Origin of the sequence: Tistlia sp. (assembly GCF_040905785.1) — a bacterium.
Taxonomy (GTDB): domain Bacteria; phylum Pseudomonadota; class Alphaproteobacteria; order Kiloniellales; family DSM-21159; genus Tistlia.
This window is the reverse complement of the sequence record NZ_JBBDQW010000006.1, coordinates 144,653-170,590: the sequence shown is the minus strand read 5'-3', so window position 1 is coordinate 170,590 and position 25,938 is coordinate 144,653. Positions and strand designations below refer to the sequence as shown.

General features: G+C 72.3%; 23 protein-coding genes. 13 read left to right on the top strand and 10 right to left on the bottom strand.

Translation table 11 applies throughout. The features are described from left to right. Positions 1–162: 162 nt before the first annotated feature. Together WD341_RS02200 and WD341_RS02195 are read left to right on the top strand one after the other, a co-directional pair. Positions 163–1,050, top strand: a complete 888-nt coding sequence (locus tag WD341_RS02200; protein WP_368423773.1) for an ABC transporter permease — start codon at positions 163–165, stop codon at positions 1,048–1,050. A 163-nt stretch (positions 1,051–1,213) separates the two neighbouring features. Next, complete coding sequence (locus tag WD341_RS02195) at positions 1,214–2,836, top strand: GMC family oxidoreductase (protein WP_368423772.1); 1,623 nt, start codon at positions 1,214–1,216, stop codon at positions 2,834–2,836. A 280-nt stretch (positions 2,837–3,116) separates the two neighbouring features. Here the strand turns inward: WD341_RS02195 and WD341_RS02190 are convergent, their stop codons facing one another. Together WD341_RS02190 and WD341_RS02185 are read right to left on the bottom strand one after the other, a co-directional pair. Further along, positions 3,117–4,112, bottom strand: coding sequence for a bifunctional riboflavin kinase/FAD synthetase (locus WD341_RS02190; RefSeq protein ID WP_368423771.1), 996 nt, complete (start codon positions 4,110–4,112; stop codon positions 3,117–3,119). Continuing rightward, the gene (locus tag WD341_RS02185; protein WP_368423770.1) at positions 4,106–4,678 is read right to left on the bottom strand and encodes a flavin reductase family protein; all 573 of its coding nucleotides are present in this window, start codon (positions 4,676–4,678) and stop codon (positions 4,106–4,108) included. Before WD341_RS02185 ends, WD341_RS02190 begins: the two co-directional genes overlap by 7 nt. 282 nt (positions 4,679–4,960) lie before the next feature. Between WD341_RS02185 and WD341_RS02180 the strand changes: the two genes are divergently transcribed. The 4 genes from WD341_RS02180 (at position 4,961) to WD341_RS02165 (ending at position 9,365) form a co-directional block, all read left to right on the top strand. Further along, positions 4,961–6,214 (top strand): NupC/NupG family nucleoside CNT transporter, encoded by a 1,254-nt coding sequence (locus WD341_RS02180; RefSeq protein WP_368423769.1) that lies wholly within the window; start codon positions 4,961–4,963, stop codon positions 6,212–6,214. An 81-nt stretch (positions 6,215–6,295) separates the two neighbouring features. Further along, a complete protein-coding gene (locus WD341_RS02175) occupies positions 6,296–7,873 on the top strand; it encodes a CHASE3 domain-containing protein (RefSeq protein ID WP_368423768.1) in 1,578 nt (525 codons plus the stop codon). After that, entirely contained in the window at positions 7,870–8,316 is a 447-nt protein-coding gene (locus WD341_RS02170; protein ID WP_368423767.1) for a response regulator, read from the top strand. Before WD341_RS02175 ends, WD341_RS02170 begins: the two co-directional genes overlap by 4 nt. A gap of 2 nt (positions 8,317–8,318) precedes the next feature. Continuing rightward, positions 8,319–9,365 (top strand): histidine kinase dimerization/phosphoacceptor domain -containing protein, encoded by a 1,047-nt coding sequence (locus WD341_RS02165; RefSeq protein WP_368423799.1) that lies wholly within the window; start codon positions 8,319–8,321, stop codon positions 9,363–9,365. A 6-nt stretch (positions 9,366–9,371) separates the two neighbouring features. On the opposite strand, the gene WD341_RS02160 is transcribed toward WD341_RS02165, so the two are convergent. Both WD341_RS02160 and WD341_RS02155 read right to left on the bottom strand, forming a co-directional pair. After that, positions 9,372–9,986: a DUF1523 family protein gene (locus tag WD341_RS02160; protein WP_368423766.1), complete on the bottom strand. Its 615-nt coding sequence runs from the start codon at positions 9,984–9,986 to the stop codon at positions 9,372–9,374. 105 nt (positions 9,987–10,091) lie between these two features. After that, complete coding sequence (locus WD341_RS02155) at positions 10,092–10,679, bottom strand: chalcone isomerase family protein (RefSeq protein ID WP_368423765.1); 588 nt, start codon at positions 10,677–10,679, stop codon at positions 10,092–10,094. A 238-nt stretch (positions 10,680–10,917) separates the two neighbouring features. Between WD341_RS02155 and WD341_RS02150 the strand changes: the two genes are divergently transcribed. Together WD341_RS02150 and lon are read left to right on the top strand one after the other, a co-directional pair. After that, positions 10,918–11,325: an Hsp20/alpha crystallin family protein gene (locus tag WD341_RS02150; RefSeq protein WP_368423764.1), complete on the top strand. Its 408-nt coding sequence runs from the start codon at positions 10,918–10,920 to the stop codon at positions 11,323–11,325. Between the two features lie 13 nt (positions 11,326–11,338). Next, entirely contained in the window at positions 11,339–13,753 is a 2,415-nt protein-coding gene (lon, locus tag WD341_RS02145) for an endopeptidase La (RefSeq protein ID WP_368423763.1), read from the top strand. A 184-nt stretch (positions 13,754–13,937) separates the two neighbouring features. Here lon and WD341_RS02140 read toward each other — a convergent pair whose 3' ends face one another. Further along, a complete protein-coding gene (locus WD341_RS02140; RefSeq protein WP_368423762.1) occupies positions 13,938–14,099 on the bottom strand; it encodes a hypothetical protein in 162 nt (53 codons plus the stop codon). Positions 14,100–14,218: 119 nt separating this feature from the next. Here WD341_RS02140 and WD341_RS02135 point away from each other — a divergent pair, with 119 nt between their 5' ends. Next, entirely contained in the window at positions 14,219–14,965 is a 747-nt protein-coding gene (locus WD341_RS02135; RefSeq protein WP_368423761.1) for a 4'-phosphopantetheinyl transferase superfamily protein, read from the top strand. Here WD341_RS02135 and WD341_RS02130 read toward each other — a convergent pair. Continuing rightward, positions 14,962–15,819, bottom strand: coding sequence for a metallophosphoesterase (locus tag WD341_RS02130; RefSeq protein ID WP_368423760.1), 858 nt, complete (start codon positions 15,817–15,819; stop codon positions 14,962–14,964). The two genes, WD341_RS02135 and WD341_RS02130, sit on opposite strands and share 4 nt — an antisense overlap. Positions 15,820–15,988: 169 nt before the next feature. Between WD341_RS02130 and WD341_RS02125 the strand changes: the two genes are divergently transcribed. Both WD341_RS02125 and WD341_RS02120 read left to right on the top strand, forming a co-directional pair. Then, entirely contained in the window at positions 15,989–16,747 is a 759-nt protein-coding gene (locus WD341_RS02125) for an enoyl-CoA hydratase/isomerase (protein ID WP_368423759.1), read from the top strand. Between the two features lie 129 nt (positions 16,748–16,876). Beyond that, entirely contained in the window at positions 16,877–17,083 is a 207-nt protein-coding gene (locus WD341_RS02120) for an MbtH family protein (protein ID WP_368423758.1), read from the top strand. 11 nt (positions 17,084–17,094) lie between these two features. On the opposite strand, the gene WD341_RS02115 is transcribed toward WD341_RS02120, so the two are convergent. From WD341_RS02115 to WD341_RS02100, 4 genes are all read right to left on the bottom strand, one after another. Then, positions 17,095–18,240 (bottom strand): glycosyltransferase family 4 protein, encoded by a 1,146-nt coding sequence (locus tag WD341_RS02115; RefSeq protein WP_368423757.1) that lies wholly within the window; start codon positions 18,238–18,240, stop codon positions 17,095–17,097. Next, a complete protein-coding gene (locus WD341_RS02110) occupies positions 18,240–20,402 on the bottom strand; it encodes an NAD-dependent epimerase/dehydratase family protein (protein WP_368423756.1) in 2,163 nt (720 codons plus the stop codon). Before WD341_RS02110 ends, WD341_RS02115 begins: the two co-directional genes overlap by 1 nt. A 168-nt stretch (positions 20,403–20,570) precedes the next feature. Beyond that, complete coding sequence (locus tag WD341_RS02105; RefSeq protein WP_368423755.1) at positions 20,571–21,917, bottom strand: HlyD family type I secretion periplasmic adaptor subunit; 1,347 nt, start codon at positions 21,915–21,917, stop codon at positions 20,571–20,573. A gap of 93 nt (positions 21,918–22,010) precedes the next feature. Further along, on the bottom strand, positions 22,011–23,861 hold the full coding sequence (locus WD341_RS02100) for a type I secretion system permease/ATPase (RefSeq protein WP_368423754.1): 1,851 nt from the start codon (positions 23,859–23,861) through the stop codon (positions 22,011–22,013). 388 nt (positions 23,862–24,249) lie between these two features. Here WD341_RS02100 and WD341_RS02095 point away from each other — a divergent pair, with 388 nt between their 5' ends. Beyond that, on the top strand, positions 24,250–24,867 hold the full coding sequence (locus tag WD341_RS02095) for a hypothetical protein (protein ID WP_368423753.1): 618 nt from the start codon (positions 24,250–24,252) through the stop codon (positions 24,865–24,867). Positions 24,868–25,308: 441 nt separating this feature from the next. Continuing rightward, complete coding sequence (locus tag WD341_RS02090) at positions 25,309–25,938, top strand: XrtA/PEP-CTERM system exopolysaccharide export protein (protein ID WP_368423752.1); 630 nt, start codon at positions 25,309–25,311, stop codon at positions 25,936–25,938.

Genomic DNA, 25,938 nt, shown 5'->3' with positions numbered 1-25,938 from the left:
ATCCCCGCGCAGGCGGGGATCCATCGGGCCTCTGAACGCGCTCGGACAGGGGCTGGTGGGGGCCGGCAGCCTCCCTATGGATCCCCGCTTTCGCGGGGATGACGAAAGAGGGGGCGGGGTCGACGAACGAGGGGTGTGCGCCGTCGCCCCGGGAGTCGACCCATGAACGTCGCCGCGCCGCAGAGCCCCGGGCTGAAGCTGGCCTACCGGGCCTATGTCCTGCTGTTCTTCCTCTACCTGGCGGCGCCCCTGGTCGCGGCCAGCGTCTTCGCCTTCAACGACTCGCTGTTCCCGGCGCTGCCCTGGCAGGGCTTCACCCTCGACTGGTTCTTCAACGACAGCGAGCCCAAGCTCGGCCTGTTCCACGACCGCCGCCTGCTGCGCGGCATGCAGAACTCGCTGATCATCGGCCTGATCGTGGCGACGCTCTCGGTGACGGTCGGGACCTGCAACGCCTTCCTGTTCGAGCGGCGCGACTTTCCCGGCAAGTCCTTCCTCTACGTCGTCATGATCGTGCCGCTGGTGATCCCCGGCGTGATCCTGGGCATCTCGATCCTGGTCATGGCCAGCATGATCGCCAACGGCGTCTACGATAGCTACGGCGTCGAGATCAGCCTGCTGCGGCCCGGCATCCTGCTGGTCGTGCTCGGCCAGTTCTCCTTCCTGACCACGATCACCACCCTGGTCGTGGCGGCGCGCCTGAAGAAGTTCGACATCGCGCTGGAGGAGGCCGCCCTCAACCTCGGCGCCAGCCGACTGCGCGTGCTGACGACCGTGACCCTGCCGTTCCTCAAGCCGGCGCTGATCGCCGCCGGCCTGGTCGCCTTCCTGGTCTCCTTCGAGAACTTCAACACGACCCTGATGCTGGTCGGCTCCGACGCGCCGCTGACCATCACCATGTACGACCGCATCGCCAAGGTCGGCTCGACCCCGGTGCTGAACGCGACCTCCTTCTTCCTGATCATCGCCTCGGGCACCCTGGCGCTGATCTCGGTGCTGGTGCAGCGCGAGCCCAGGGCGCGGGCGGCGCCGGCCGAGGGGCACGACTGACGGGCGCCGACGAGAGGCCTGAGCAACTCGCGCTTCGTGGTTCGACAGGCTCACCATGAAGCGCGACCCGGCGTCGGCGACGGCGCCACCGCCGCTTCGTGGTGAGCCTGTCGAACCACGAAGCGGCTGAAGCGCGGACTTCCGCATCTCCCGGGAAGATTGCATGGACTACGACTACATCGTCGTCGGCGCCGGTTCGGCCGGCTGCGTGCTGGCGAACCGCCTGAGCGAGAGCGGGCGGCACCGGGTGCTGCTGCTCGAGGCGGGCGGCAGCGACCGCAATTTCTGGATCTCGACGCCGATCGGCTACGGCCGGATCTTCTACGACCCCGGCGTCAACTGGATGTACCGCACCGAGCCAGACCCCGGCACCGGCGGCCGCGTCAGCTACTGGCCGCGCGGCAAGGTCCTGGGCGGCTCCAGCTCGATCAACGCCATGGTCTACGTGCGCGGCCAGCCGGGCGACTTCGACGACTGGGCGGCGGCCGGCAATCCGGGCTGGTCCTGGGCCGACGTGCTGCCGGTGTTCCGGCGCATGGAGCGCCACGTGCTCGGCGAGAGCACGCTGCGCGGCGGCGCGGGCCCGCTCAGCGTCAGCGGCATCGCCCGCGACGCCCACCCGCTCTGCCAAGTCTACCTGAAGGCCTGCGCCGAGGCCGGCTTCACCCTGGTCGAGGATCTCAACGGCCCGGAGCCCGACGCCGCCGGCCTCTATCACCTGACGATCAAGGACGGCCGCCGCGCCTCGGCGGCCAGCGCCTACCTGGCGCCGGCGCGCCGGCGGCCCAATCTGCGCGTCGAGACCCATGCCCAGGCGACGCGCGTGCTGCTCGACGGCCGCCGCGCCATCGGCGTCGAGTACCGCCGGCACGGCCGGCTCGAGAAGGCGCTGGCCGGCCGCGAGGTGATCCTCTCGGCCGGTGCGGTCAACTCGCCGCAGCTGCTGCAGCTCTCCGGCGTCGGGCCGGCCGAGCTGCTGCGGCGCCACGGCCTCGCGGTCCAGCTCGATAGCCCGGCGGTCGGGCGCAACCTCCAGGACCACCTGGGCCTCGACTTCCTGTTCCGCTCGCGCCTGCCGACCCTGAACCAGCAGCTGCGGCCCTGGTGGGGCAAGCTGCGCGCCGGCCTGACCTATCTCGCCCTGCACCGCGGCCCCTTGGCGCTCAGCGTCAACCAGGGCGGCGGCTTCGTGCGCGGCCGCCCGGGGCTGGAGCGGCCCAACCTGCAGCTCTACTTCTCGCCGGTCAGCTACCTGAAGGCGCCGCCCGGAACCCGGCCGCTGCTCAACCCCGATCCCTATCCGGCCTTCCTGCTCGGCTACTCGGCCTGCCGACCGACCAGCCGGGGACATCTCGAGATCCGCAGCGCCGACCCCTTCGAGGCGCCGGCGATCCACCCGAACTACCTGGCCAGCGAGGCCGACCTCGCCGACCACCTCGACGGCTGGCGGCTGATGCGCCGCCTGGCCGCGACGCCGGCCTTCGCCGGCCTCATCGAGTCGGAGATCACGCCCGGGGCCGGGATAGCGGACCTGCCGGGCGGGGAGGCGGCGATCCTCGCCGACGTTCGCGCGCGCGCCGGCACGGTCTTCCACGCCTCCTGCACCTGCGCCATGGGCCCGGACCCGGCGAGCGCGGTGGTCGACGCGCGGCTCAAGGTCCACGGCCTCGAGGCCCTGCGCGTGATCGACGCCTCGATCTTCCCCAGCGTGCCCTCCGGCAACACCAACGCGCCCGCCATCATGGTCGGCGAGAAGGGCGCCGAGTTGGTGCTGGCGGAGGGGTAGCCCTCATCCTCGCGTCCCTGCGTCGTCATTCCTGCAGCCTCCAGTCGTCATTTCCACCCTTTGCGTCATCCCCGCGAAAGCGGGGATCCATAGGACCCTGATGGCCGCCGCGGACCGTCGCCGGTCCGCACCGGCGTCGCCGGCCTCTGGATTCCCGCCTGCGCGGGAATGACGGGAGAGGCCGGGACGGACGCCGTCTTTCCCCCTTTGGGTCGTCGTTCCCGCTTTCGCGGGAATGACGGCTGGGGGAAAGGGACGACGCCCGAAAGCCGGCGCATCCTCACCCGCCGCCGGCGATGAAGGGGCTGACCGGCCAGTCGGAGGTCCAGGTCTCCCAGGCCAGGGTCGCCCGGGCCCGTTCGCTGTCGGCCCGCATCTGCGCGACCAGCGCCTCGACGCTCTCGAAGCGCGCCTCGGGGCGCAGGTAGTCGATCAGGGCGACGCGCAGGTGGCGGCCGTAGAGGTCGCCCGAGAAGTCGAACAGGTGGGTCTCGAGCAGCGGCTCGGGGACCTCGAACATCGGATTGACCCCGAGGCTGGCGACGCCGGGCCGCCACAGGGTCTCGCCGCCGGCCTCGTCCTCCAGGGCGGCGCGCACGGCGTAGACGCCGAAGGCCGGGCGCAGCAGGGCGCCGAGCTTGAGGTTGGCGGTCGGGAAGCCCAGCTCGCGGCCGCGCCGGAAGCCCTGCTCGACGCGCCCCTCGACCTCCCAGTAGCGGCCGAGCAGCAGGGCGGCGCGGGTCGGGTTGCCGGCCTTCAGGTACTCGCGCACCAGCGAGGAGGAGTAGGGCTCCTGGCCGGGCCCCGAGACCCGGCCCATGGCGGTGACGCCGAAGCCGTGGCGCGCGCCCTCCGCCGCCAGCAGCGCCGCGTCGCCGCGCCGCTTGCGGCCGAAGTGGAAGTTGTCGCCAACCACGACGTGGCGCGCCGCCAGGCCCTCGACCAGGACGCGGGCGACGAAGTCCTCGGCCTCCAGGGCGGCCAACTCGGCGTTGAAGGCGAGCACGAACAGCAGGTCGACCCCGAGCGATTCGATCAGCTTGGCCTTGGTCCGCCAGTTGGTCAGGCGGAAGGGCGGCTGGTCGGGCTGGAAGAACAGCCGCGGGTGCGGCTCGAAGGTCATCAGCGCGAGCGGCGCGCCGAGCGCCCGGGCCTGGCGTGCGGCCGCCGCGATCAGCGCCTGGTGGCCGCGGTGGATGCCGTCGAAGTTGCCGATCGCGACGACCGCCCCTCGCGCCGCCGACGCCGTGCCCGTCCAGTGGCGTAGGATCAGCAAGTCTCGGGATCCCCGCCGTCGGCGCGCGGCCCCGGACCGGGCTTGCGATCGGGCGCCGGTTCGGAATTGCCTCGGGGCTCGTTGGCGGTGAAGTGGCCGTAGCGGCTGCGCAGGTAGACCAGCGGCCGGCGGTCGGGCCGGGTCTCCATGCGCTCGATCTCGCCCAGGAAGATCAGGTGGTCGCCGCCCTCGTGGACCGCGGTCTTGCGACACTCGAAGCCGGCGACGGCGCCGACCACGACCGGCGAGCCGCGCTCCCAGGCGTGCCAGGCGACGCCGGCCCACTTGTCGGCCGAGGCCGTGGCGAAGCGGGCCGAGACCGCCTCCTGGCCGGCCGAGAGCACGGAGACGCCGAAATGGTCGCAGCGCAGGAAGGCATTCAGGCTGAAGGCGGTCCTGGCCAGGCTGAACAGCACCATCGGCGGCTTCAGCGAGACCGAGGAGAAGGAGTTGCAGGTGATGCCGATCGGATTGCCGGCGCCGTCACGCGTCGTCACCACCGTGATGCCGGTGGCGAAGCTGCCGAAGGCGGTCTTGAGGGCCGCGATGTCGAGCGCTGGGGACATGGGACTCCGGTCGGAAAGGGCCGGCCCATAATGGCGGCTGGCCTTGCGAGCGCAAGAGCGGGCCTTTGCCGGGGCCCAGCACGCCCACGCCCCTCGACGAGGCTCGGGACGAAGCCGACCGGGGGGCGCAACGGCCCGGCGACCCTTCGCACCGTCCTCCGCTTCACCCTGAGCCTGTCGAAGGGCGTGGATGCCCATCCTGCCCGGCCGGCGCGGCAAGCCACGGGCACTTGCACCCCCGGCGGGCAGGCGGCATAGGGGAAGCGGCCAAGCGATGGGGGAGTGGGGGCCATCGAGAACCTGCAGGGGCTGCTCGGGATCGCGGCGATCCTCCTGCTGGCCTGGGCGGTCAGCGAGGACCGGCGGCGCTTCGACTGGCGCGCCGTCGCCGTCGGCCTGGGGTTGCAGCTCGCCCTGGCCCTGCTGCTGCTGCGCCTGCCGGCGGCGCGCGAGGCCTTCCTGGGCCTGAACGGCCTGGTGCTGGCGCTGGAGGCGGCGACCCGTGCCGGCACCGCCTTCGTGTTCGGCTACCTGGGCGGCGGCCCGGCGCCCTTCGAGGCGAGCCGGCCGGGCAACGCCTTCGTGCTGGCGCTGCAGGCCCTGCCGCTGATCCTGGTGATCTCGGCGCTGGCGGCGCTGCTCTGGCACTGGCGCATCCTGCCGGTCGTCATCAAGGGCGTCTCGCGCGTCCTGGAGCGGCTGTTCGGCATCGGCGGCGCGGTCGGCGTCAGCGCGGCGGCCAACATCTTCGTCGGCATGGTCGAGGCGCCGCTGCTGGTGCGGCCCTACTTCGCCCGCCTGACCCGCGCCGAGATATTCATGGTCATGACCTGCGGCATGGCGACGGTCGCCGGCACCGTGATGATCCTCTACGCCTCCTTCATCGCCGACAGCGTGCCCGGCGCGCTCGGCCACATCCTGACCGCCTCGATCATCTCGGTGCCGGCGGCGCTCTTGGTCGCGCGCCTGATGGTGCCGGGCCTGGAGAGGACCGAGAGCGACGCCTCGATCCCGGCGCTGGCCTACGACAGCTCGATGGACGCGATCACCCGCGGCACCGAGCAGGGCGTCAAGCTGCTGATCAACGTCACGGCCATGCTGATCGTGCTGATCGCCCTGGTCGCGCTGGTCAACGCGCTGCTGGGGCTGCTGCCCGAGGCCTTCGGCGCGCCGCTGTCGCTGGAGCGGCTGTTCGGCTGGCTGTTCGCGCCCTACGCCTGGCTGCTCGGCGTGCCCTGGGCCGAGGCCGCGGTCGCCGGCGAGCTGCTCGGCGTCAAGACCGTGCTCAACGAGTTCATCGCCTATCTCCAGCTCGCCCAGGTGCCCGAGGCCGAGCTCGGCGAGCGCAGCCGCCTGATCCTGGTCTACGCGCTCTGCGGCTTCGCCAACCCGGGCAGCCTCGGCATCATGATCGGCGGCCTGGTCGCGCTGGCGCCGGAGCGGCGCGGCGAGCTGGTCGGCCTGGCCGGCAAGTCGATCCTCTCCGGCACCCTCTCGACCGGCCTGACCGGCGCCGTTGTCGGGCTGCTTTCGTGAGCCCTGCCTGAGGAGAGCCCGACGCTTGCCGTTTGCACCGACTTGCCCCATGTAGGCGCGACCCGCCCGTTTCGAGCCGCCATGCCGATCTCCAAGAAGACCTACATCCGCGTCACCGCGCTGCTGCTGCTGCTCGGCCTCAGCGCGCTGGGCGGCATCGTCGCGGCCTCGCTGGTCCTGGTGGCGCGGACCCAGGACCAGTTCGCCGAGGTCCTGGCGGCGCGCCAGGTGCGCAGCGGCGCCGCCGACCTGCTGTCGATGGTCCAGGACATGGAGACCGCCCAGCGCGGCTACCTGCTGACCGACGAGGCGGCCTACCTCGATCCCTACCGGCTGGCGGCGCGGCGCATCGTGCCGGCCTTCGAGGACCTGCGCGAGGCGCTCAGGGGCTATCCCGACCTGGCGCCCGTGCTCGAGCAGCTGGGCGCCACGCTGGCCGCCAAGCTCGAGGAGATCGAGGAGACGATCCGGCTGTCCGACGACGGCGAGCGGGCGCGTGCCGTCGCGATCATCGAGACCGACCGCGGCAACCAGATGATGAACCGGCTGCGCGGCGACCTCGAGCGGCTGCGCGAGTCCGCCGAGGTCCGGCTTCAGCTGAGCATCGCCAGCCAGGAGCGCAGCGCCCTGCTGCTGCGCTGGGTCTCCATCCTCGGCGCCGCCGTGGTGATCGCGGTGGTCGCCGGCGCGATCCTGCTGATCGCCGGCTACACCCGCGACCTGGCGCGCGCGCGCAGCGAGGTCGAGCAGCTCAACGCCGATCTCGAGGAACGGGTGCGCGACCGCACCGCCGACCTGCTGCGCGCGAACGAGGAGGTCCAGCGCTTCGCCTATATCGTGACCCACGACCTGCGCGCGCCGCTCGTCAACATCATGGGCTTCACCGCCGAGCTGGAGGCCAGCCTGGCATCCCTGCAGGCCTATGTCGCGCAGGTCATCGACCAGCGGAACGGCCATGGCGAGGGGGCGAGCGCGGGCGAGGGGGCGAGCGCGGGCGAGGCGACGGGCGCGCAGGTCGCGCAGGTCGTCGAGGACCCGGCGACCGCCGAGGCGCGCATCGCCATCGAGCAGGACCTGCCGGAGGCGATCGGCTTCATCCGCTCCTCGACGCGCAAGATGGACGGCCTGATCAACGCCATCCTGAAGATCTCGCGCGACGGCAGACGGCCGCTGAAGCCCGAGCCGGTCGACCTCCAGGCGCTGCTCCAGAGCCAGATCGACGGCATCCGCCACCGCATCGCCGAGAGCGATGGCACGGTCGAGCTCGACGTCGAGGCCGGCAGCCTGGTCAGCGACCGCCTGTCGCTGGAGCAGATCTTCGGCAACCTGATCGACAACGCGGTGAAGTACCGCCATCCCGAGCGGCCGCCCGCGCTGTCGGTCTCGGTGCGCGCCCTCGGCTCGGGCTATCTGGTCGCCGAGGTCCGCGACAACGGCCGCGGCATCGCCGCCCAGGACCAGGAGCGCGTCTTCGAGCTGTTCCGGCGCGCCGGCAGCCAGGACCAGCCGGGCGAAGGCATCGGCCTGGCGCACGTGCGGACCCTGGTGCGCTCCCTCGGCGGCGACATCGGCCTGCGCTCCGAGGCCGGCCAGGGCTCGACCTTCCGGGTCCAGCTGCCGCGCGACCTGAAGACAATCCTGAGGAGTAGAGGCCAATGAGCGGAGAAGGCAGAGCGGTCACCATCGTCATGATCGAGGACGACGAGGGCCATGCCCGGCTGATCGAGAAGAACATCCGCCGCGCCGGCGTCAACAACGAGATCCTGCCCTTCGCCGACGGCACCTCGGCGCTGGACTACCTGTTCGGGCCCGACGGCAGCGGCGAGGTCAGCAAGGGGCGGCACCTGCTGGTGCTGCTCGACCTCAACCTGCCGGACACGACGGGCGTCGAGATCCTGGAGCGGGTCAAGAACAACCCCCACACCCGGCGCACGCCGGTCGTCGTCCTGACCACGACCGACGACGCCCGCGAGATACAGCGCTGCTACGATCTCGGCGCCAACGTCTATATAACCAAGCCGGTCGACTACGAGAGCTTCGCCAATGCGATCCGCCAGCTCGGCCTGTTCTTCTTCGTGATGCAGGTTCCGGAAACCGAGTGACCATGCCGAACCGCGACGTCACCATTCTCTACATCGACGACGATCCGGGGCTCGGCCGGCTCGTGCAGAAGGCGCTCGGCCGGCGCGGCTACCGGGTCGAGACCGCGGAGACCGCCGACGCCGGCCTGGACCGGCTCGCCCAGGGCGACATCGACGTGATCGCCCTCGACCACTACCTGCCCGGCGGCACCGGGCTCGAGGTGCTGACGACCCTGAGCGACCTGCCCGGCGCGCCGCCGGTGGTCTACGTCACCGGCTCGGCCGAGACCGCGATCGCCGTCGACGCGCTCAAGGCCGGGGCCTGCGACTACGTCCCCAAGGCGACCGCCGAGGAGTTCCTGGCGCTGCTCGGCAGCGCCGTCGACCAGGCCATCGACAAGGCGCGCCTGGGCCGCGAGAAGGAGCGCGCCGAGCGCGAGATGCGCGAGGCCAAGGAACGCGCCGAGCTGCTGCTCGGCGAGGTCAACCACCGGGTCTCGAACAGCCTGGCCCTGGTCGCGGCGCTGGTCTCGATGCAGGCCAAGGCGGCCGCCCAGCCGGCCGCGCGCGAGGCCTTGAGTGAGACCCAGGCGAGGATCCTCGCGATCGCCGGCATCCACCGCCGCCTCTACACCTCCCACGACGTGCGGGTCGTCGAGCTCGCGGACTACCTGCGCAGCCTGATCGACGACCTCGAGGCCTCGATGAAGACCGTCGGCCACGGCGCCCAGGTGCGCCTGGAGGTCGGCCAGCTCGCGGTGCCGACCGACAAGGCGGTCTCGATCGGGGTGCTGCTCACCGAGCTCGTCACCAACGCCTTCAAGTACGCCTACCCGGGACGCATCGACGGCGAGGTCAGGGTTCGCTTCACGCCGATCGAGGGCGGCGCGGAGCTCTGCGTCGAGGACGACGGCGTCGGCTGGAGCGGCGAGGGCGAGGCCAAGGGCACCGGCCTGGGCAGCCGCATCGTCAAGGCGATGGCCAGCAATCTCGGCGGCTCGGTGGTCTACGACCGCTGCGCGGTCGGCACCCGTGCCCGGCTGAACTTCAAACTCGAGATCGACGCCTAGACCAAATCATGACCGGTCGACACGGTCGCGCAGGCGCCGGATGAAGCCGCCGGCCTCGTCGCGCATCTCGTCGGCCTCCTCGTCGACCCGGTCGATGAAGGGCTCGATGCGCTCGGCGCGGAAGCGCGCAATGAAGCGCCAGATCTGCCAGGCGACGAACAGCAGCAGCAGCAGCAGGGCGATGTTGAACCAGGGGATCGGCGTGTGGTCGGCGCTCTCGACCCGCTCCAGGTCGACCACGTTCGGGAACATCGAGAACATCGGGATGCGCCAGCCGTAGTGGGTCGCCTGCACCCACTTCGGCGTCTCCGCGCTGGACACGAGGTTCTGCGCCTCGGCCTGCAGGTTGCCGCTGTCGAACTTGAAGTACCAGGGAAAGCCCCAGCCGGTCTCCTCGTTGCGATAGACGCGGGGTCGGCCGTCCTCCCAGACGGCGTTGATGAAGCGGACGTCGCGCGTGCCGGCGGCGCTCTCGGGCTGGCGGCCGCTGCCGGCGATGTCGACCCGCTTCACGTCGGTGCCGACGATCCGCACGACGTCTTTGGACGGCAGATAGAAATGCAGGAAGCCGCCGACGACGAGCAGCAGCAGGACGATCAGGACGGGCTTTACGAAGCGCATGGGACCCCGGCAGGGAACTGGATTGGCTACACTAATCTAGGCTGCCAGGAACGCCGACGCGACCTCCTTCGCCGGGACAGCCTCCGCGGCGCCGCGCCCGGGGGCTCACCGAGCGGGTGCGGGGCGCGCGGTCGCCGGTGGAACGGCCCGGGGTGCGACCTCGGCCAGCAGATCGCGGCGCATCGAGGGCGACGCCGCGTCGGGCCCGACGAAGAGCGCCAGTATCCCCGCCATGAAGCGGTGGTCGCCGGTCGTGATCCTCGGACGGCCGTTGACCTCCATCAGCGTGCCGCGCCCGGGCGCGAAGCTGAACAGCAACTCGTCGCCCGACTCCAGCCCGGCGTACGTGACCTTCAGGGTTTCCTGATCGGCCGGGGCCAGGGGCGGCAGCAGCTTCTCGGCCCATTCCTCGGGGATCGTCTCGGGCAGCTCACCGCCGAACAGCATCTCGACGCGGAAGGCCTTGGCGAGTCCGGGCCGCCCCAGCTCCCGGGACTCCCGGCGCGCCGGCGGCAGGTAGAGCTCGACCCGGTAGAGATCGATCCACAGCAGACGGCGCACCGCCTCGCCGGCCCGCACCAGCGGCCCGCCCGCGACCGCCAGCTCGGCAGGCCCCGCCGCAGCCGCCTCGCGGCCGCCTGCGCCCAGCGTCGCCCCCAGGAGCAGGGCCAGGGCAAGCCCCGGGAGCAGCATCGTTCGCTTTGGCGGCAAGGCTTTGCGCATCGTTCTTCATTCCTCGATTGTGGACGGCAAGGGCGTCGCTGCCCCTTTGATGCAACGCCGCGCAGGCGGCGGCGTTCCGGGTCCGGCCGGCCGAACGGCCGCTCCACGACGCTGGCGCCGGCCCGTCGCCGGGCGCCTCTGGCAGGGTCGCGCCGGGCTTCCCATTTGTTGGGCGGAGCGTCCCAAGCCGTCGAGCGGAGCAACAGGCATGGCCAAGCCGGATCCCCGGAACCTCATGTGGTCGGAGGCAGTCGAGATGCTGAGCCGCGCCGAGCGGCTGCATCGCCAGGCCTTCCGCCCGGTTCGGACGCGCTCCCACGCGCCCTGCTGGGAACCGCCTGTCGACATGCTCGAGACCGAGCGCGAGCTGCTGGTGCTGGCGGCCCTGCCCGGCGTCGACCCGCAGGGCATCAGCGTCGCCATCGAGAACGGCCAGCTGCTGATCGCCGGCGAGCGGCGCCTGCCGCCGCAGCTGCGCACCGCCGTCATCCATCGCCTGGAGCTGCCTCAGGGGCGCTTCGAGCGCCAGCTGCCCCTGCCGCCGGGCCGCTACGAGGTGGCGCCGCCCGAGATGGTCGACGGCTGCCTCGTCGTCGTGCTGCGCAAGCTGGCCTGAGGGAAGGACGGACATGACATCCTCGACGCGGGCGGCCTTCGCCGCCGAGGTCGGCACCGGCACGGCGCCGCAGGCGGGCCCCGAGCTGGCTTCCGACGCGCTCATCATCCTGCCGGTGCGCAACTTCGTGCTGTTTCCCGGCGTCGTCATGCCGGTCGCGCTCGGCCGTCCGGCCTCGATCGCCGCCGCCCAGGAGGCGGCGCGCCAGGGTCGCCCGATCGGCGTGCTGATGCAGCGCGACGCGGCACAGGACGAGCCGGCGACGGTCGACCTGCACCGCACCGGCACGATCGCCAACATCCTGCGCTACGTCACCGGGCAGGACGGCTCCCACCACCTGATCTGCCAGGGCGAGCAGCGCTTCCAGGTCGAAGCCTTCGTCCAGGAGCAGCCCTTCCTCGCCGCCCGCGTGAAGCGCCTGGAAGAGCCGGCGGAGGACTCGCCGGAGATCGAGGCACGCTTCCTCAACCTGAAGGCCCGCGCCGGCGAGGCCCTGCAGCTGCTGCCGCAGACGCCGCCCGACCTGGCGGCGGCGATCTCCGGCACCAGCTCGCCGAGCGCGCTGACCGACCTGGTCGCCGCCTACATGGACGCCAGCGCCGAGGAGAAGCAGGAGATCCTCGAGACGCTCGACCTCACGACCCGCATGGACCGGGTCGCCCGCCTGCTGGCCGAGCGCATCGAGGTGCTGCGCCTGTCCCACGAGATCGGCCAGCAGACCCGGGCCTCCCTCGACGAGCGCCAGCGCGAGGTGCTGCTGCGCGAGCAGATGGCGGCGATCCAGCGCCAGCTCGGCGAGGACGACGGCAAGGCGGAGGAGGTCGCCGAGCTGACCAAGGCGATCGACGAGGCCGGCATGCCCGAGGAGGTCGAGCAGGCGGCCCGCAAGGAGCTGCGCCGGCTCGCGCGGATGCCCGATGCCGCGGCCGAGTACGGCATGATCCGGACCTACCTGGACTGGCTGATCGAGCTGCCCTGGGCGCTGCCCGAGCCGCCGCCGATCGAGATCGCCGAGGCCCGGCGCATCCTCGACGAGGATCACTTCGGCCTCGACAAGATCAAGCGCCGCATCGTCGAGTACCTGGCGGTGCGCAAGCTGGCGCCGCAGGGCAAGGCGCCGATCCTCTGCTTCGTCGGTCCGCCCGGCGTCGGCAAGACCTCGCTCGGCCAGTCGATCGCCCGCGCCATGAATCGCAAGTTCGTCCGGGTCAGCCTGGGCGGCCTCCACGACGAGGCCGAGATCCGCGGCCATCGCCGGACCTACATCGGCGCGCTGCCCGGCAACATCGTGCAGGCGATCCGCAAGTGCGGCGCGCGCGACTGCGTGATGATGCTCGACGAGATCGACAAGATGGGCGCCGGCATCCACGGCGACCCCTCCTCGGCGATGCTGGAGGTCCTGGATCCCGAGCAGAACAACTCCTTCCGCGACAACTACCTGGGGGTGCCCTTCGACCTGTCACGGGTCGTCTTCATCGCCACCGCGAACCTGCTCGACACCATCCCCGGCCCCCTGCGCGACCGCATGGAGGTGATCAGCCTGTCCGGCTACACCGACAGCGAGAAGCTGGAGATCGCCAAGCGTTACCTCGTCGGCCGCCAGCTCGAGGCGAACGGGCTGGGCAAGGGCCAGGTCGAGATCGACGACGAGGCGCTGGCCGAGATCATTCGCGGCTACACCCGCGAGGCCGGGGTGCGCAGCCTGGAGCGCGAGATCGGCCGAGTCCTGCGCCACGTCGCGGTCGGCATCGCCGAGGGCACCGAGACCCATGCGCGCATCGGCATGGCGGAGCTGGGCGAGCTGCTCGGGCCGCGCCGCTTCGACGACGAGGTCGCGCTGCGGGTCAGCCTGCCGGGCGTCGCCACGGGCCTGGCCTGGACGCCGGTCGGCGGCGACATCCTGTTCATCGAGGCGACGCGCAGCCCCGGCGGCGGCAAGCTGATCCTGACCGGCCAGCTCGGCGAGGTCATGCGCGAGAGCGCCCAGGCTGCCCTCAGCCTGGTCAAGGGCCGCGCCGAGGCGCTCGGCATCGACTCCGAGCTGTTCGAGAAGCAGGACATCCACATCCACGTGCCGGCCGGCGCGACCCCGAAGGACGGCCCCAGCGCCGGCGTCGCCATGACCCTCGCCCTGGTCTCGGTGCTGACCGGACGGACCCTGCGCAGCGACACCGCCATGACCGGCGAGATCTCGCTGCGCGGCCTGGTGCTGCCGGTCGGGGGCATCAAGGAGAAGGTCACCGCCGCGGCGCGCGCAGGGATCACCCGCGTGCTGCTGCCGGCGCGCAACCGCCGCGACTACGAGGAGATTCCGAAGGACGCGCGCGAGCGGCTGGAGTTCGTCTGGCTCGAACGCATCGACGAGGCGGTCGAGGCCGCCCTGGAGCCGACCGGCGCGGAACCGGGGAAGGTCGCGGCGCGCGCCTGAGGCGGCGCGCTTCGCCGTCTCTGGCGTTGGCCTGGGCCCGCGTCGGCAGGGGAGCCGATCCCGCCGTCGCTTCGTCCGGAGCGCCGCTGCCACGTCCCTCGACAAGCTCGGGACGAAGCGGATTCTGGAGCGGCGTCCCGAGCTGTCGAGGGACGTGGCAGCGCCAGCTTCGACCTTCGCCGTCTCAGCCGAACGAGCCGGCGAGCAGCAGGACCAGCGCCAAGCCGACGAGGCCGGCGACGAAGACGACCCGCTGCCAGCGCGCCTTCAGGATGACCTCCCCCTGTCGCGCCTTATCGCCCGAATACTCTCGCGGACCCTGCCCGCGCTCGCCTGTCCTGGCCATGCGCTCGCTCCCTGCGACGGACTCTTGCGCTCCTGAGAACAGCAGGGGCGACGCCGGGGTTCCGCGGCCCGGGCGGAAAACCCTGGCGGCGCGGAGGGCCCCGAGGCTATCAGCGCGGCATGATCCTGGAAGCCGACAGGGTCGCGGCCTTCTGGCTGGCGACGGAGCGCATCGGCGCCGCGGACTGGCCGCGCCTGGCGAGCCTGCTCGACGAGGCCGAGCGCCGGCGCGCCGCGCGCTTCCACTTCGAGCGCGACCGGCAGGTCTACATCGCGGCGCACGCCCTGCTGCGCGCCACGCTGTCGGGCCTGACCGGCCGGGCGCCGCAGGACTGGCGCTTTGCGGTCGACGACTACGGCAAGCCGGAAGCGATCCTGCTGCCCGGCGAGCCGCCGCTGCGCGCCAACCTGTCCCACACCCGCGGCCTCGCCGCCGTCGCCGTGACCCTGGAGCGCGACCTCGGCGTCGACGTCGAGTGGCTGGAGCGCGGCGGCAGCACCCTGGAGATCGCCGACCGCTTCTTCGCGCCGGCGGAATGCCGGCAGCTGGCGGCGGTGCCCAGGGAGCGGGTCGAGGCGACCTTCCTCGCCTTCTGGACCCTGAAGGAGGCCTACATCAAGGCGGTCGGGCAGGGCCTCTCGCTGCCCCTCGACGCCTTCGCCTTCACCCTCGATCCCGCCGGCCAGCCGCTCGCCATCGGCTTCCTGCCGCCGATCGTCGACGAGCCGTTGCACTGGCTGTTCCGCCGCTTCCGCCCGGGCCCCGCCCACGCCCTGGCCGTCGCCGTGCGCGACCCCGACCCGGCGCGCCTGACGGTGACGGCCGCGCCCGCCGACCTCGCCGCGCTGCTCGCCCTGGCGGACTAACCCGGATCTCTCGGACCGGCCGGCCCCGGCAGGATCTCGCGCAGGTAGGGCAGCAGCCCCAGGCTCCGGTCCCACTGGCGAGGGTAGCCGAGCGAGACCTCCTCGAAGCGGGTGCCGTCGCGCCAGTCGGTGCGGCGCACGTGCAGGTGGCCGTAGACGACGACCTTGGCGTTGAAGCGGCGGTGCCAGTCCTCGGTGCGGGTCGTGCCGCACCAGGGCGAGAAGCGCGGCACCCGGGGAATCCGCACCAGCTCCTGGCGCAGCGGGAAGTGGTTGACCAGCACTGTCGGCAGGTCCGGCTCGAGCGCCGAGAGGCGCGCCTCGGCGTCCGCGCAGCGCGCCCAGCACCAGGCCTCGCGCGAGGCGTAGGGCTCGGGGCTGAGCAGCAGCTCGTCGGCGCAGACCGAGGCCTGCTCGCGCGCCCAGGGCACGACCGCCTCGCGGGAGATCTCCGGCGGCCGGAAGCTGTAGTCGTAGAGCAGGAACAGGGGCGCTACGACGCAGGGGCCGCCCGGGCCGGTCCACAGCGGGTAGGGGTCCTCCGGCGTCACGACGCCGAAGCCGCGCGCCAGCGCGACCAGCGCCTCGTACTTGGCGAGGCCGCGCAGCTCGGGCGAGCGGCGGCCGTCGGCCTCCTCCTCCGGCACGGTCCAGAGCTCGTGGTTGCCCGGCACCCAGAAGACCTTGGCGAAGCGCTCGCTCGCCAGCGCGAAGAGGTCGCGGACATGGTCGAGCCGCTCGGCGATGTCGCCGCCCAGGATCAGCCAGTCGTCGGAGCGCGCCGGCAGTCCGGCCAGCGCCTCGCGGTTGGTCGGGTTGGCCAGGTGGAGGTCGCTGATCGCCAGGAGTCGCATGGCGCGGACCCTACCAGCGCGCCTGCCCGCAGCGCAAAGCGCGCTCCCGTGCCGGGATGCCGCAGGTGAGGGGAGTCGCCTGTCCGGCGGCAACGCCCGTGCTTGACGGGCCGGCGCGCGGCGGGCTCTTCTGCCGGGCCCGCCGCGGCGGCAGTCTGAGGGTCCGCCCATGCGCTACGAAACCCTGTCGGTCGGCTTCGACGGCGGCCTCTGCCGGGTCCGCTTCGATCGCGCCGACGCGGGCAACGCCATCACCGACCGCCTGGTCGCGGAGCTCGGCGCGGTGCTGGCGCGCTGCGAGGCGTCCGAGGAGCCGGCGGTGACGGTGGTCGTGCTGGAGGGCTCGCCGGAGGTCTTCTGCGCCGGCGGCGACTTCGAGGCGACGGCGGCCGGCGAGGTCAGCGACCCGGGGCCGCTCTACGATCTCTGGTTACGCCTGGCGAGCGGGCCCTTCGTCAGCATCAGCCTCGTCCAGGGCCGCGCCAACGCCGGCGGCCTCGGCTTCGTCGCCGCCTCGGACATCGTGCTGGCCGGGCGGGGCGCCAGCTTCGGCCTGTCGGAGCTGCTGTTCGGCCTGTTCCCGGCCTGCGTGCTGCCGTTCCTGATCCGCCGCGTCGGCCGCCAGAAGGCGCACTACATGACCCTGATGACCCGGCCGCTGGGCGCCGAGGAGGCGCTCGCCTGCGGCCTCGCCGACGCCCTCGACGAGGACCCGGAGCGCCTGCTCGGCGCGCACCTGGCACGCCTGCGCCACCTCGGCCGGCCGGCGCTCGCGCGCTACAAGGGCTATCTGGGGGAGATCTCGGGCGAGTTGGAGCGCTGCCGGCCGGCGGCGCTAGCGGCCAACCGCGCGCTCTTCGCCGACCCGGCCGTCCAGCGCAACATCCGCCGCTACGTCACCGAGCTCAAGTTCCCCTGGGAGAGCTGAGGGCTCCCTCTGCGCCCTGGCTGCGCAGGTCGAGCCGCCCTTGACAGGTGGCGCTGCGGCGATTTGCTGTCGCGGCGTCCGGCACCATCGCCTAGCCTCGGACCGCAGCGGCATTGAGGGGAGAGGGAGATGCACGACGACGACACGGTCTACCAGGTGGTCGTGAACGGGGAGGAGCAGTACTCGATCTGGCCCGCCGAACGCGAGCTGCCGCTCGGCTGGTCGCCGGCCGGCAAGCAGGGCAGCAAGCAGGAGTGCCTCGACTACATCGAGGAGATCTGGACGGACATGCGCCCGCTCTCGCTGCGCAAAAAAATGGAGGAGGGCGGCGCCTGACGCCCGCGCGCTCAGGCGCCCGTCGGCAGCGCCTCTCCGGAGAAGATCCGCCGGTAGCGCTCGACCATGACGTCCTCGGCGAACTCCTGACGCGCCCGCTCGCGGTTGGCGGCGCCGAGGGCCGCGGCCCCGGCCGGGTCGTCGAGCAGGGCCGCGAGCGACTCGGCGAGCGGCCCCGCCTCGCGGCCGCGCACGTGGCGGCGATTGCCCTCGGCGACCATGGTCGCGACGTCGCCGACATCGGTCGAGGCGACGGGCAGGCCGGCCGCCATGGCCTCGACCAGGCTGATCGGCATCTGCTCGGTGTCCGAGGAAATCGCGTAGGCGGTCATGGCGCCGAGCAGGCGGCCGGGGCGGTCGAGGTAGCCGGTGAAGGTGACGCGCCCGGCGAGGTCCGGCTTCGAGGCGCGGGCCTCCAGGGCGGCGCGCTCGGGGCCGTCGCCGATGATCGCCAGATGGCCGGGCCGGCCGGGCGCGACGACCCCCAGCCGGAAGGCCTCGAGCAGACGGCCGAGGTTCTTCTCCGGCCGCAGGGCGGCGAGGGTGCCGATCACGGGCTCGTCCCGCGCGAGGCCGTGGGCGGCCAGCAACGCGCGGTCGGGCGGAGCGGCCAGCTCCTCGGTGCGGATGCCGTTCGGCAGGTAGATCAGGCGCTCGTCCGGCAGGCCCCAGGCGTCGCGCGCGATGGCCTGCAGGGTCCGCGACGGCACGACCACGCAGCGCGCGCGGCCATAGACGAAGCGACGCAGGCGCGTGCGCCGCGGCAGCGGCCGCTCGGCCTCCTCAGGCCCGAAGCCGTCCTCGACGTCGACGTGCGGGCAGACCGGTGCCAGGGCGTTGACCAGTCCCCACTCGACGGCGCCCCAGTTGTAGGTCACCAGCAGGTCGGGCCGCAGCGCCGCCAGGCGCCGCCGGAAGCGCCAGAGGTTGCGCAGCGGCTCGCCCTTGTCGTGGGCGAAGGGCACCAGCTCGACCGGCGCGCCCGCGGGCAGGCGCTCCATGGTCCGGTTCTCGCCGTTCATCGCCAGGACCTGGTGCTCGAAGGCGTCGCCGAGGCCGCGCACGAGCTGGACGAAGCGGATCTGCGGGCCGCCGACGTCGAAGGTCGAGAAGACGTGCAGCAGGCGGCGCCAGGGCCGCCGCGCGGCCTCGGCCATCAGGTGCCGCTCCGCCGGGCCGCCGGCTGTTCGGCCGGGTCCGGGCGCGCCGCCGGCTCCTCCCCGGCGAGGCAGCGCTCGTAGAAGGCCGCCGGGTCGGAGACCGGCTGCCAGCCGAGCGCGCGCTGCGCGTCGGAGACGTCGAAGCGCGCGGTCAGCCCGCGCGAGCGGATGTCGCGGAAGTAGGGCCAGGCGGCGCGGCGCCCGATCGCGCGCTTGACGCCCCACTTGGCGACCTCCTCGGCCCACAGGCGGCGAGGCGCCTGGGGATGGAAGACCAGCGGCCGGCCGGTGCGCCGGCCGACCTCGGCCAGGTACTCGCGGGCGCTCGGCCGCACGGCGCCGACCAGGTTGAAGCTGCGCCCCTCGATGTCCGGCTGCCGGCAGGCGGCCTCGATGGCGGCGGCGACGTCTTCGGCCAGGACGAAGGGCAGGGGGTTGTCGCCGCGGTTCCAGCCGACGCAGTGCTGCTCGTTGTTGAACAGGCCGAGGCCGCTGTGGAAGGGGCTGGTGCCGGCGCCGACGACGAGGCCGGGGCGCAGCACCACGACCGGGAGACCCCGGCTGCGATGCAGCGCCAGCAGCGCCTCGTCGGCCTCGGCCTTCGCGCGGGCGTAGTCGGCGCGCTGCTCGCCCTGTGGGTCGGCCGGGGTTTCGCCGGTCACCACGGCTTCCTCGCCGAGGTAGAGCCCGGCGATCGAGCCGACGTGGACCAGGCGCCGGACGCCCCTGTCGAGGCAGGCCTCGGCGACGGTCACGGCGCTGCCGACCAGCGCTGCGCGGATCTCCTCGAAGGAGCCGCCGCCGCCGCCGTGGGCGAGGTTGACGACGATGCCGGCCTTGCCGATCGCCCTGCCGACCGCCTCGGGGTCGCGCACGTCGCCTTGCAGCAGCCGCACCCGGGGATGGGTGTAGAGGGCGGGCAGGTTGCGCAGGTTGCGCGCCATCACCCCGACCGTGTGGCCGGCATCGAGCAGTCCGGCGACCGTGTGGCGGCCGATGAAGCCGGTGCCGCCGAGCACGGCGACGTCCCAGTCCTGGGCGTCTGCCGAGACCGGCTCCGCGCCGCGGGACTTGGTGGGCGAGGCTTTGGCGGGCGCAGGAAAGGCGCGCTCGGCGAGCTCGGCGCAAAGCGCCACGAGGTCCGCCCCGAAGGCGAGGTCGGAGCGCGGCGGACGGCCGGCGTCGAGCGCCTCGTGGAAGGCCGCGATGCTGCCCTGCATGGACTTGAAGAAGGGGTCCGAGCGGGGCTGCAGCTTGACCAGCGAAGCCAGATAGTTGGAGGCGTTGCGGCGGCCGGCGCGCAGCAGCTCGCCGGCGTTGGCCCGGTTCGCCAGGTAGGCGTCGACGAAGTCGATCCAGGGTCCGCGTCGGCGCGTGTGGAAGCGGTTGCCGAGCATGTCGGCGACGGCGACGCCGTCGTCGCAGGTCGCCGTCAGCGTCCAGTCGGGGAAGCCGGCGCCGACCCGGAACTGCAGGGTCACGGGCAGGGCCTCGCCCTCGAGCAGCGCCGTGCAGGACTCGTAGAAGCGCACGCCGGGCGATATCTCGCGGAACGGGCCGGCCTGGGCGGCGCGCACCGTCACCTTGCCGGCGAGGCCGACGACCTGCGACAGCGGATGCACCGCCTGCTCGAGCAGCAGGTTGAGGGGCCGGTCGAACATCCAGTGGCCGAACTGCCCGGCGGCGAGCTGGCGCAGCGGCACGTTGAAGCTGCAGTGCAGCGCCCGCAGCGGACCCAGGCTGCCGTCGTCGAGCGCATCCTTGAGGGCGAGAAAGGCCGGGTGGTGCAGGAAGTTGTGGTTGACCCCGGCGGCGATCCCCGCGGCCTCGGCCGCGGCGCGCAGTTCGGCGCTCTCCGCGACGGTGGCCGCGACCGGCTTTTCGATCAGGGCCGGCAGGCCGGCCTGCAGCCAGGGCAGCGCCGCGCGCGCATGCAGATTGGGCGGCGTCAGGATGTGCGCACGATCGGCGACGCCGGCGGCGATGGCCTCGGCCGAATCGGCGAAGTGCGCCGGGACGCTCCACCGTCCGGCGAGCCCCCGCCGGGCGGTCTCGGAGGGGTCGACGACGGCCGCGATGCGCGTGTTCGGAAGTCCGCTCAGGACCTCGGCGTGGGTTTCAGCGATCACGCCGGCGCCGACGAGGCAGATCCTTCGCATGACACTCCTGCTCTCTAGCTTCTTGGGACTCCGCCGCAGCGGGCGACAAGCGGAAAGGGGCGCACCGCTCCCGGGGCACCCACGCCGCTCCGCTGCGGCCAAAGTCCTGCGGCCCGCCATCGGTTCCAAAGAATCGCGCCGCGCGTCGTCGAAGCGGCGGTGGGGCCGCTACTCCTCGCGGAAGGCGAGCCTCAGGCTGGAGAACAGCGGGTCGGTCAGGTAGTCGAGCAGGGTGCGGTCGGAGCCGAGGATCAGCACCTCGGCCGGAGCGCCCGGCCGAAAGGCGCCGGTGGGCAGCTTGCCGAGCTCGCTCTCGTCGACCGCGACGCGGACGCTGTAGTAGGCCGTGTTGGTCGCCTCGTCGAGCAGGCGGTCGGCCGAGACCACGGCAACGCTGCCGAAGACCGGCGCCTGGTTGCGGTCCGTGAGGCCGGAGAATCGGATCTCGCTGCGGCGCCCGACGGCGACGTTGTCGACGTCCGCCGGCGCCACCATGGCCTCGATGACCAGTGCCTCGTCGCGCGGGACGATCTCCATCAGGGTCTCGCCGGGCCTGACCACGGAGCCCGGCCCGTGGCCCATCATCTTGACGACGTAGCCGGCGGCCGGCGCACGCAGCGCCAGGCGGTCGAGACGGTCGCCGGCGGTGGTCGCTCGCCCGGTCAGGTCGCCCAGCTCGCTCTGCGCGGCGCGGAACTGCTTTGAAGCCTCCTCGGCCATGCTCGTCTCGAGCTGCAGCACCTCCAGCTCGCTCTCCGTTACCTGCTGCTGCTGCTGCGCCATCTGGGCGCGGGTCCCGCTGCCGATGCCGCGCAGCCGCTCGCGCTCGCGCTCCAGGGCGAGGAGGCGGGTCTTGGGTGCGTAGCCCTTCTTGTGGAGCGTGGTCGCCCCGGCCAGCTCCTCCGTCACCAGCTCGATCTGGCGGTTCGTCGAGGCCAGCTCGTCGGCCATGGCGGCGAGGCGCTCCTCGGCGTGGGCGCGCCGGTTGGCCAGGATGTCCCGCTCGCCGACCAGCTTGGCGCGCCGCGCCTGGAAGTGCTTCTGCTCCGAGCGCAGCACGCCGGCGACCGCCGGGTCGCGCTCGGCGTCGGCCTGCAGGTCGGATGGGAAGGCGACCGACGACAGCCCCTCCTGCTCTGCGGTGGTGCGGGCGATCTGGGCGCGCGCCGCGGCGATCCTGAGACTCAGCGCCTGGCTCTCGGCCTGGTCCTGGAGCGGGTCGAGGCGCACCAGCGGCTGGCCCTGGGCGACGAGGTCGCCTTCGCCGACCAGCACCTCGCGGACGATCCCGCCCTCCAGGTGCTGCACGGCCTTGCGGTCGGTCTCGATCACGACGGAGGCGCTGGCGATCACGGCGCTGGCCAGGTGCGCGCTCAGCGACCAAGCGAGGAAGCCGCCGAAGGCGACGAGCAGGACCAGGAGGCCGAGGCGCGTGGAGCCACCCCAGGCGACCGGGTGACTCTCGAGGCCCTGCGGCGTGCCCGGCGGGGTCGGAACGAGGGTGGTTAGCGACATGGCTGCTGGCCCTGGGTTGGAGGTTCGCGGGTCGCTTCGCGCGGCGGTTCGGCTCTCGGCAGTTCAGCTCTGGGCAGTTCAGCTCTGGGCAGTTCAGCTCTGGGCAGCCGCTTCGGCCAGGCGGTGCCTTGCGCGGGCGGCGACGTCCAGCGGCATCACCTGGCCGCGTGGCTCGGAGGCTGCGCCGTCCGCCGCCGGGGCTTCTTTGGGAGCGCGCTGGGGAAAGGCCGCCGCGATCCGGCCCTCGCCCGCAGCGGGAGCGGCAAGGGGCTCGGCCGCCTCGCCGACGGCGTCGCGGCGCTTGCGGATGCCGCTGACGCGCCCGTCCTCCAGCATCACCAGCGCGTCGATGGCGTCCAGGATGCCGCTGCGGTGGGAGACGACTACGATGGCGGCGCCGCGCTGCTTGGCGTCCCGGATGGCGCTTGAGAGCTTGCGTTCCCCGGCCTCGTCGAGATGGGCGTTGGGCTCGTCGAGCAGCAGCAGCTTCGGGTCCCCGTAAAGCGCCCGTGCCAGGCCGATCATCTGCCGCTGTCCGGCCGAGAGCGCATGATCGCCAGGGCCGATCAGGGTGTCGTAGCCGTCCGGCATCGCCAGCACCGTCTCGTGGACGTTGGCGCGCCGGGCGGCGGCGACGACGGCCTCGGAGTCGATCGCGCCGAAGCGGGCGATGTTCTCGCCGACCGTGCCGGGGAACAGCTCGACGTCCTGGGGCAGGTAGCCGACGTGCGGGCCGAGCTGCCCCCGCTCCCAGAGGTGCAGGTCGGCACCGTCGAGACGCACCACGCCCGACTTCAGCGGCCAGGTCCCGATCAGGGCGCGCAGGAGGCTCGACTTGCCCGAGCCGCTGGGCCCGACGATGGCGACCGCGGTGCCGGCCGGCACGCGCAGGTCGACGCCGCGGATCACCGGCTCCGCCCGGCCCGGCGGGCACACTACGACACCCTCCGCGCTCAGGTTGCCCAGGGGCGCCGGCAGCTCGACCCGCGGGACGTCCGGCGCCAGCGTGGCGATCGCCTCGCTCAGGTTGCGGTGGGCGCGGCTGGCCTGCTGGAAGCGCTTCCAGGCGCCGATGATCTGCTCGACCGGCTGCAGCGCGCGCTGCGACAGGATCGAGACGGCGATGATCGCGCCCGCCGAGAGCTCCTGGCCGATGACCAGCCAGGCGCCGCAGCCGAGCAGTGCGACCTGGAGCATCTGGCGCACGAACTTGGTCAGGCCGAGGTAGGTGCCGGCCCGGTCGCCGGCCCGCATGCCGGCGGCGACGGCGTGGCCGCGCATTCCGGCCAGCCGTGCAGAGAAGGGCCCGACCATGCCCATGGCGTGCATCGCCTCGCCGTTGCGCAGCGAGTTGTCCAGCAGGGTCGAGGCGGCGATCGAGCGCGCCTGCGCCTGGGCCATCGGGCGGCGCGCGCTCAACTCGTTGCCGCAGGCGAGCACCACCAGCAGCAGCGCGCCGCCGGTCGCGATCAGCCCGAGCATCGGATGCAGCAGCCAGATCGCCGCGATGAACAGCGGCGCCATCGGCGCGTCGAAGAAGGCGAGCGCCTGGCTCGAGCCGAGGAAGGACTTCAGGGTGTCGAAGTCGCGGAGCACGAGGCCGCCCTTCGCCGGGCTGTCGGTCAGGGCACGGTCGAAGGAGATGGCGAGCAGCTTTGGGACGAACTCGCGCTCCAGGCGGCCCGCCGCGCGCTGCAGGATGCGCGAGCGGATCGCGTCCAGCAGGGCCATGGCGCCCAGCAGGAAGGCGACGATGACCGCCAGCCAGAGCAACGTGGCCGCGCTGCGGCTCGACAGCACCCTGTCGTAGATCTGCATGGAGAACAGCGGCGAGGCGAAGGCCATGAAGGCGACGCCGACGCTGAACAGCGCCGTCACCCCGAAGGCTTGGCCGCAGATGCCCAGGAAGCCCGGGCCGGAGGATTGGTCGTCGGTTGGGCGCATGTCACTGGGGTATCCGGCGGAAGGAGGAGCGATCGAGGCGCGCCGGTCGCGACGGCCCCCTCGCGCCGACCGACCGGTCTCTTCGTTAGCCATGAAAGTACCCCCCATCCCTTAACAATCCGTGGAGCACCCGACGGCGGCGCTGCCCCCGTGACGCCCGCGAGAGCCGCGTGCCACGGGATCGAATCGTCCCCTGCCGAGTTGTCCTGTCGCAAAAATGCGCGAGAGGACGGCAAAACCCGGATAGCGCCGCCCCTGCGCGACGCTCCTCGGTCGACTACAAAAGGCGAGAATGTTGGCCAAATGAAGGAGCTTGGGGGGCCGGGGCGTGCCTAAGTCGCCCCCCGCGCTTCGTCACGTGGCTGCGAGGAACCAGATGGGAGAGACGATGCCAGGACAAAGCACCGTGGATGCCGCGCCCGACAGCGCGGAAGACCGCAACAACCTGACCTACCTCGCCGATGCCCTCGGCTCGGCGATGGCGGGCCGGCAGGCCGACGGGCTGGTGGCCGACGCTGCCGGCGGCGACCCGACCCGCGTGCGCGCCCTGCTCGCCGAGGTCGTCGAGGAGGCGCTGTCCCGGCACGCGCCGATGCCGCCGGCGCTCGTCTCGCTGCCCGAGGTGCTGGATCGGCTGCGCCAGCAGGCCGGCGCGCTCCAGGAGGGACAAGGCGAGGCGCTGCGGCGCCTCCAGGTCCTGGAGGAGGCCCAGACGCGTCAGCAGGCCGCGGTGGCGCAGGAGCTGGCCCAGCTCCAACAGGCGGTCGCGCGTATCCCCGAAGGCTCCGGCACACGCATCGCGCAGACCCTCGATTCCGTCGACGAGCGGATGGCCCGTCTGGCCGAGGCGACGCGCGCCGCGCGGCGCAAGCCGACCAGCCCGCTGGCTCTGGCGCTGGGTGTGGTGGCGGCCCTGGTGGCTGGCGCACTGGCCGCGGTGCTGCTCCTGTCGCTGACTCCCATTCCCCTGATCGAAGGGCTGCGCGGCGCAATCGGCGCGGGCTGAGGCGCTTTGCCCGATCAGCCCGCTGAAAGCATAAAGAGTCTCGAAACTCTCTTACTTTAAGGTTCGCCGGAATTCCTTAACTCGAGGGCCGCGCCTTTACTCGGTTTAAGAGAACGGACGCCTGATCGCCTACTCCTGATCGCCTACTACGGTGAATTCTGACGGGAGCGGGTGCGACGACCGCGGCTCTGCGCTCCATAGCGCTCCGGCAGCGGACTGCCTGTTCGTTCCCTCGCGGGTGGCCGACGATGCGGAGGACAGGGTTTGCCGGGCGAGGAAACTTTTTGCACCTTCGGCAGTTTCTGCATCGCATCGCATCCCCTGCGACGGCGCATCTATCGTGCCGGTTGTAGTGGACGCGAAGCTGGGCGGGCTTCAAGATCGGACGCGTTCCGGACTGTCGGAACACCGGTCCAACTGAGACACGAGGGGGGACTCGAGATGAGGCAATTGGCGAAGACGTGGGGCGGGGCGCTGGCGCTCCTGCTGGGGTTCGCGGTCGCGGGCTGCGCGAGCAACGACTATCCGCAGGTGCCGGCCGCCATTCCGACCTCCGGGGCCGAAGCGCCGGACTACCGCATCGGACCGCTCGATTCCGTGCAGATCTTCGTGTGGCGCGCGCCGGAGCTCACCACCAGCATCCCGGTGCGACCTGACGGCCGGATCTCGACGCCGCTGGTCGACGACATGGTCGCCGCGGGCAAGACTCCGACGCAGTTGTCCCGGGATCTCGAGGAGGCGCTGCTGCCCTACGTCCAGGACCCGGTGGTGACAGTCCTGGTCAACAGCTTCGTCGGCCCCTTCACCCAGCAGGTTCGCGTCGTCGGCGAGGCCCAGAGGCCGGTCGCTCTTCCCTACCGCACGGGCATGACCGTTCTCGACGTGATGATCGAGGTCGGCGGGCTGACCGAGTTCGCGGCCGGCAACGGCGCGGTGCTGATCCGCGGCGAGGGGCCGGACGCCCAGAGGTTCTCGCTCGCTCTGGACGATCTGCTGCGCGACGGCGACATCGACGCCAACGCTCCCGTGCTGCCGGGCGACGTCATCCTGATCCCCGAAAGCTGGCTCTAA

What these genes read in the sequence shown, in the direction of transcription:
- WD341_RS02175 (WP_368423768.1), top strand. Translation starts at nt 6,296, where the DNA reads ATGCCGATCTCCAAGAAGACCTACATCCGCGTCACCGCGCTGCTGCTG.
- WD341_RS02140 (WP_368423762.1), bottom strand. Translation starts at nt 14,099, where the DNA reads ATGGCCAGGACAGGCGAGCGCGGGCAGGGTCCGCGAGAGTATTCGGGC.
- WD341_RS02105 (WP_368423755.1), bottom strand. Translation starts at nt 21,917, where the DNA reads ATGTCGCTAACCACCCTCGTTCCGACCCCGCCGGGCACGCCGCAGGGC.
- WD341_RS02095 (WP_368423753.1), top strand. Translation starts at nt 24,250, where the DNA reads ATGCCAGGACAAAGCACCGTGGATGCCGCGCCCGACAGCGCGGAAGAC.
- WD341_RS02120 (WP_368423758.1), top strand. Translation starts at nt 16,877, where the DNA reads ATGCACGACGACGACACGGTCTACCAGGTGGTCGTGAACGGGGAGGAG.
- lon (WP_368423763.1), top strand. Translation starts at nt 11,339, where the DNA reads ATGACATCCTCGACGCGGGCGGCCTTCGCCGCCGAGGTCGGCACCGGC.
- WD341_RS02130 (WP_368423760.1), bottom strand. Translation starts at nt 15,819, where the DNA reads ATGCGACTCCTGGCGATCAGCGACCTCCACCTGGCCAACCCGACCAAC.
- WD341_RS02115 (WP_368423757.1), bottom strand. Translation starts at nt 18,240, where the DNA reads ATGGCCGAGGCCGCGCGGCGGCCCTGGCGCCGCCTGCTGCACGTCTTC.
- WD341_RS02200 (WP_368423773.1), top strand. Translation starts at nt 163, where the DNA reads ATGAACGTCGCCGCGCCGCAGAGCCCCGGGCTGAAGCTGGCCTACCGG.
- WD341_RS02150 (WP_368423764.1), top strand. Translation starts at nt 10,918, where the DNA reads ATGGCCAAGCCGGATCCCCGGAACCTCATGTGGTCGGAGGCAGTCGAG.
- WD341_RS02165 (WP_368423799.1), top strand. Translation starts at nt 8,319, where the DNA reads ATGCCGAACCGCGACGTCACCATTCTCTACATCGACGACGATCCGGGG.
- WD341_RS02195 (WP_368423772.1), top strand. Translation starts at nt 1,214, where the DNA reads ATGGACTACGACTACATCGTCGTCGGCGCCGGTTCGGCCGGCTGCGTG.
- WD341_RS02135 (WP_368423761.1), top strand. Translation starts at nt 14,219, where the DNA reads ATGATCCTGGAAGCCGACAGGGTCGCGGCCTTCTGGCTGGCGACGGAG.
- WD341_RS02160 (WP_368423766.1), bottom strand. Translation starts at nt 9,986, where the DNA reads ATGCGCTTCGTAAAGCCCGTCCTGATCGTCCTGCTGCTGCTCGTCGTC.
- WD341_RS02100 (WP_368423754.1), bottom strand. Translation starts at nt 23,861, where the DNA reads ATGCGCCCAACCGACGACCAATCCTCCGGCCCGGGCTTCCTGGGCATC.
- WD341_RS02125 (WP_368423759.1), top strand. Translation starts at nt 15,989, where the DNA reads ATGCGCTACGAAACCCTGTCGGTCGGCTTCGACGGCGGCCTCTGCCGG.
- WD341_RS02155 (WP_368423765.1), bottom strand. Translation starts at nt 10,679, where the DNA reads ATGCTGCTCCCGGGGCTTGCCCTGGCCCTGCTCCTGGGGGCGACGCTG.
- WD341_RS02110 (WP_368423756.1), bottom strand. Translation starts at nt 20,402, where the DNA reads ATGCGAAGGATCTGCCTCGTCGGCGCCGGCGTGATCGCTGAAACCCAC.
- WD341_RS02170 (WP_368423767.1), top strand. Translation starts at nt 7,870, where the DNA reads ATGAGCGGAGAAGGCAGAGCGGTCACCATCGTCATGATCGAGGACGAC.
- WD341_RS02185 (WP_368423770.1), bottom strand. Translation starts at nt 4,678, where the DNA reads ATGTCCCCAGCGCTCGACATCGCGGCCCTCAAGACCGCCTTCGGCAGC.
- WD341_RS02090 (WP_368423752.1), top strand. Translation starts at nt 25,309, where the DNA reads ATGAGGCAATTGGCGAAGACGTGGGGCGGGGCGCTGGCGCTCCTGCTG.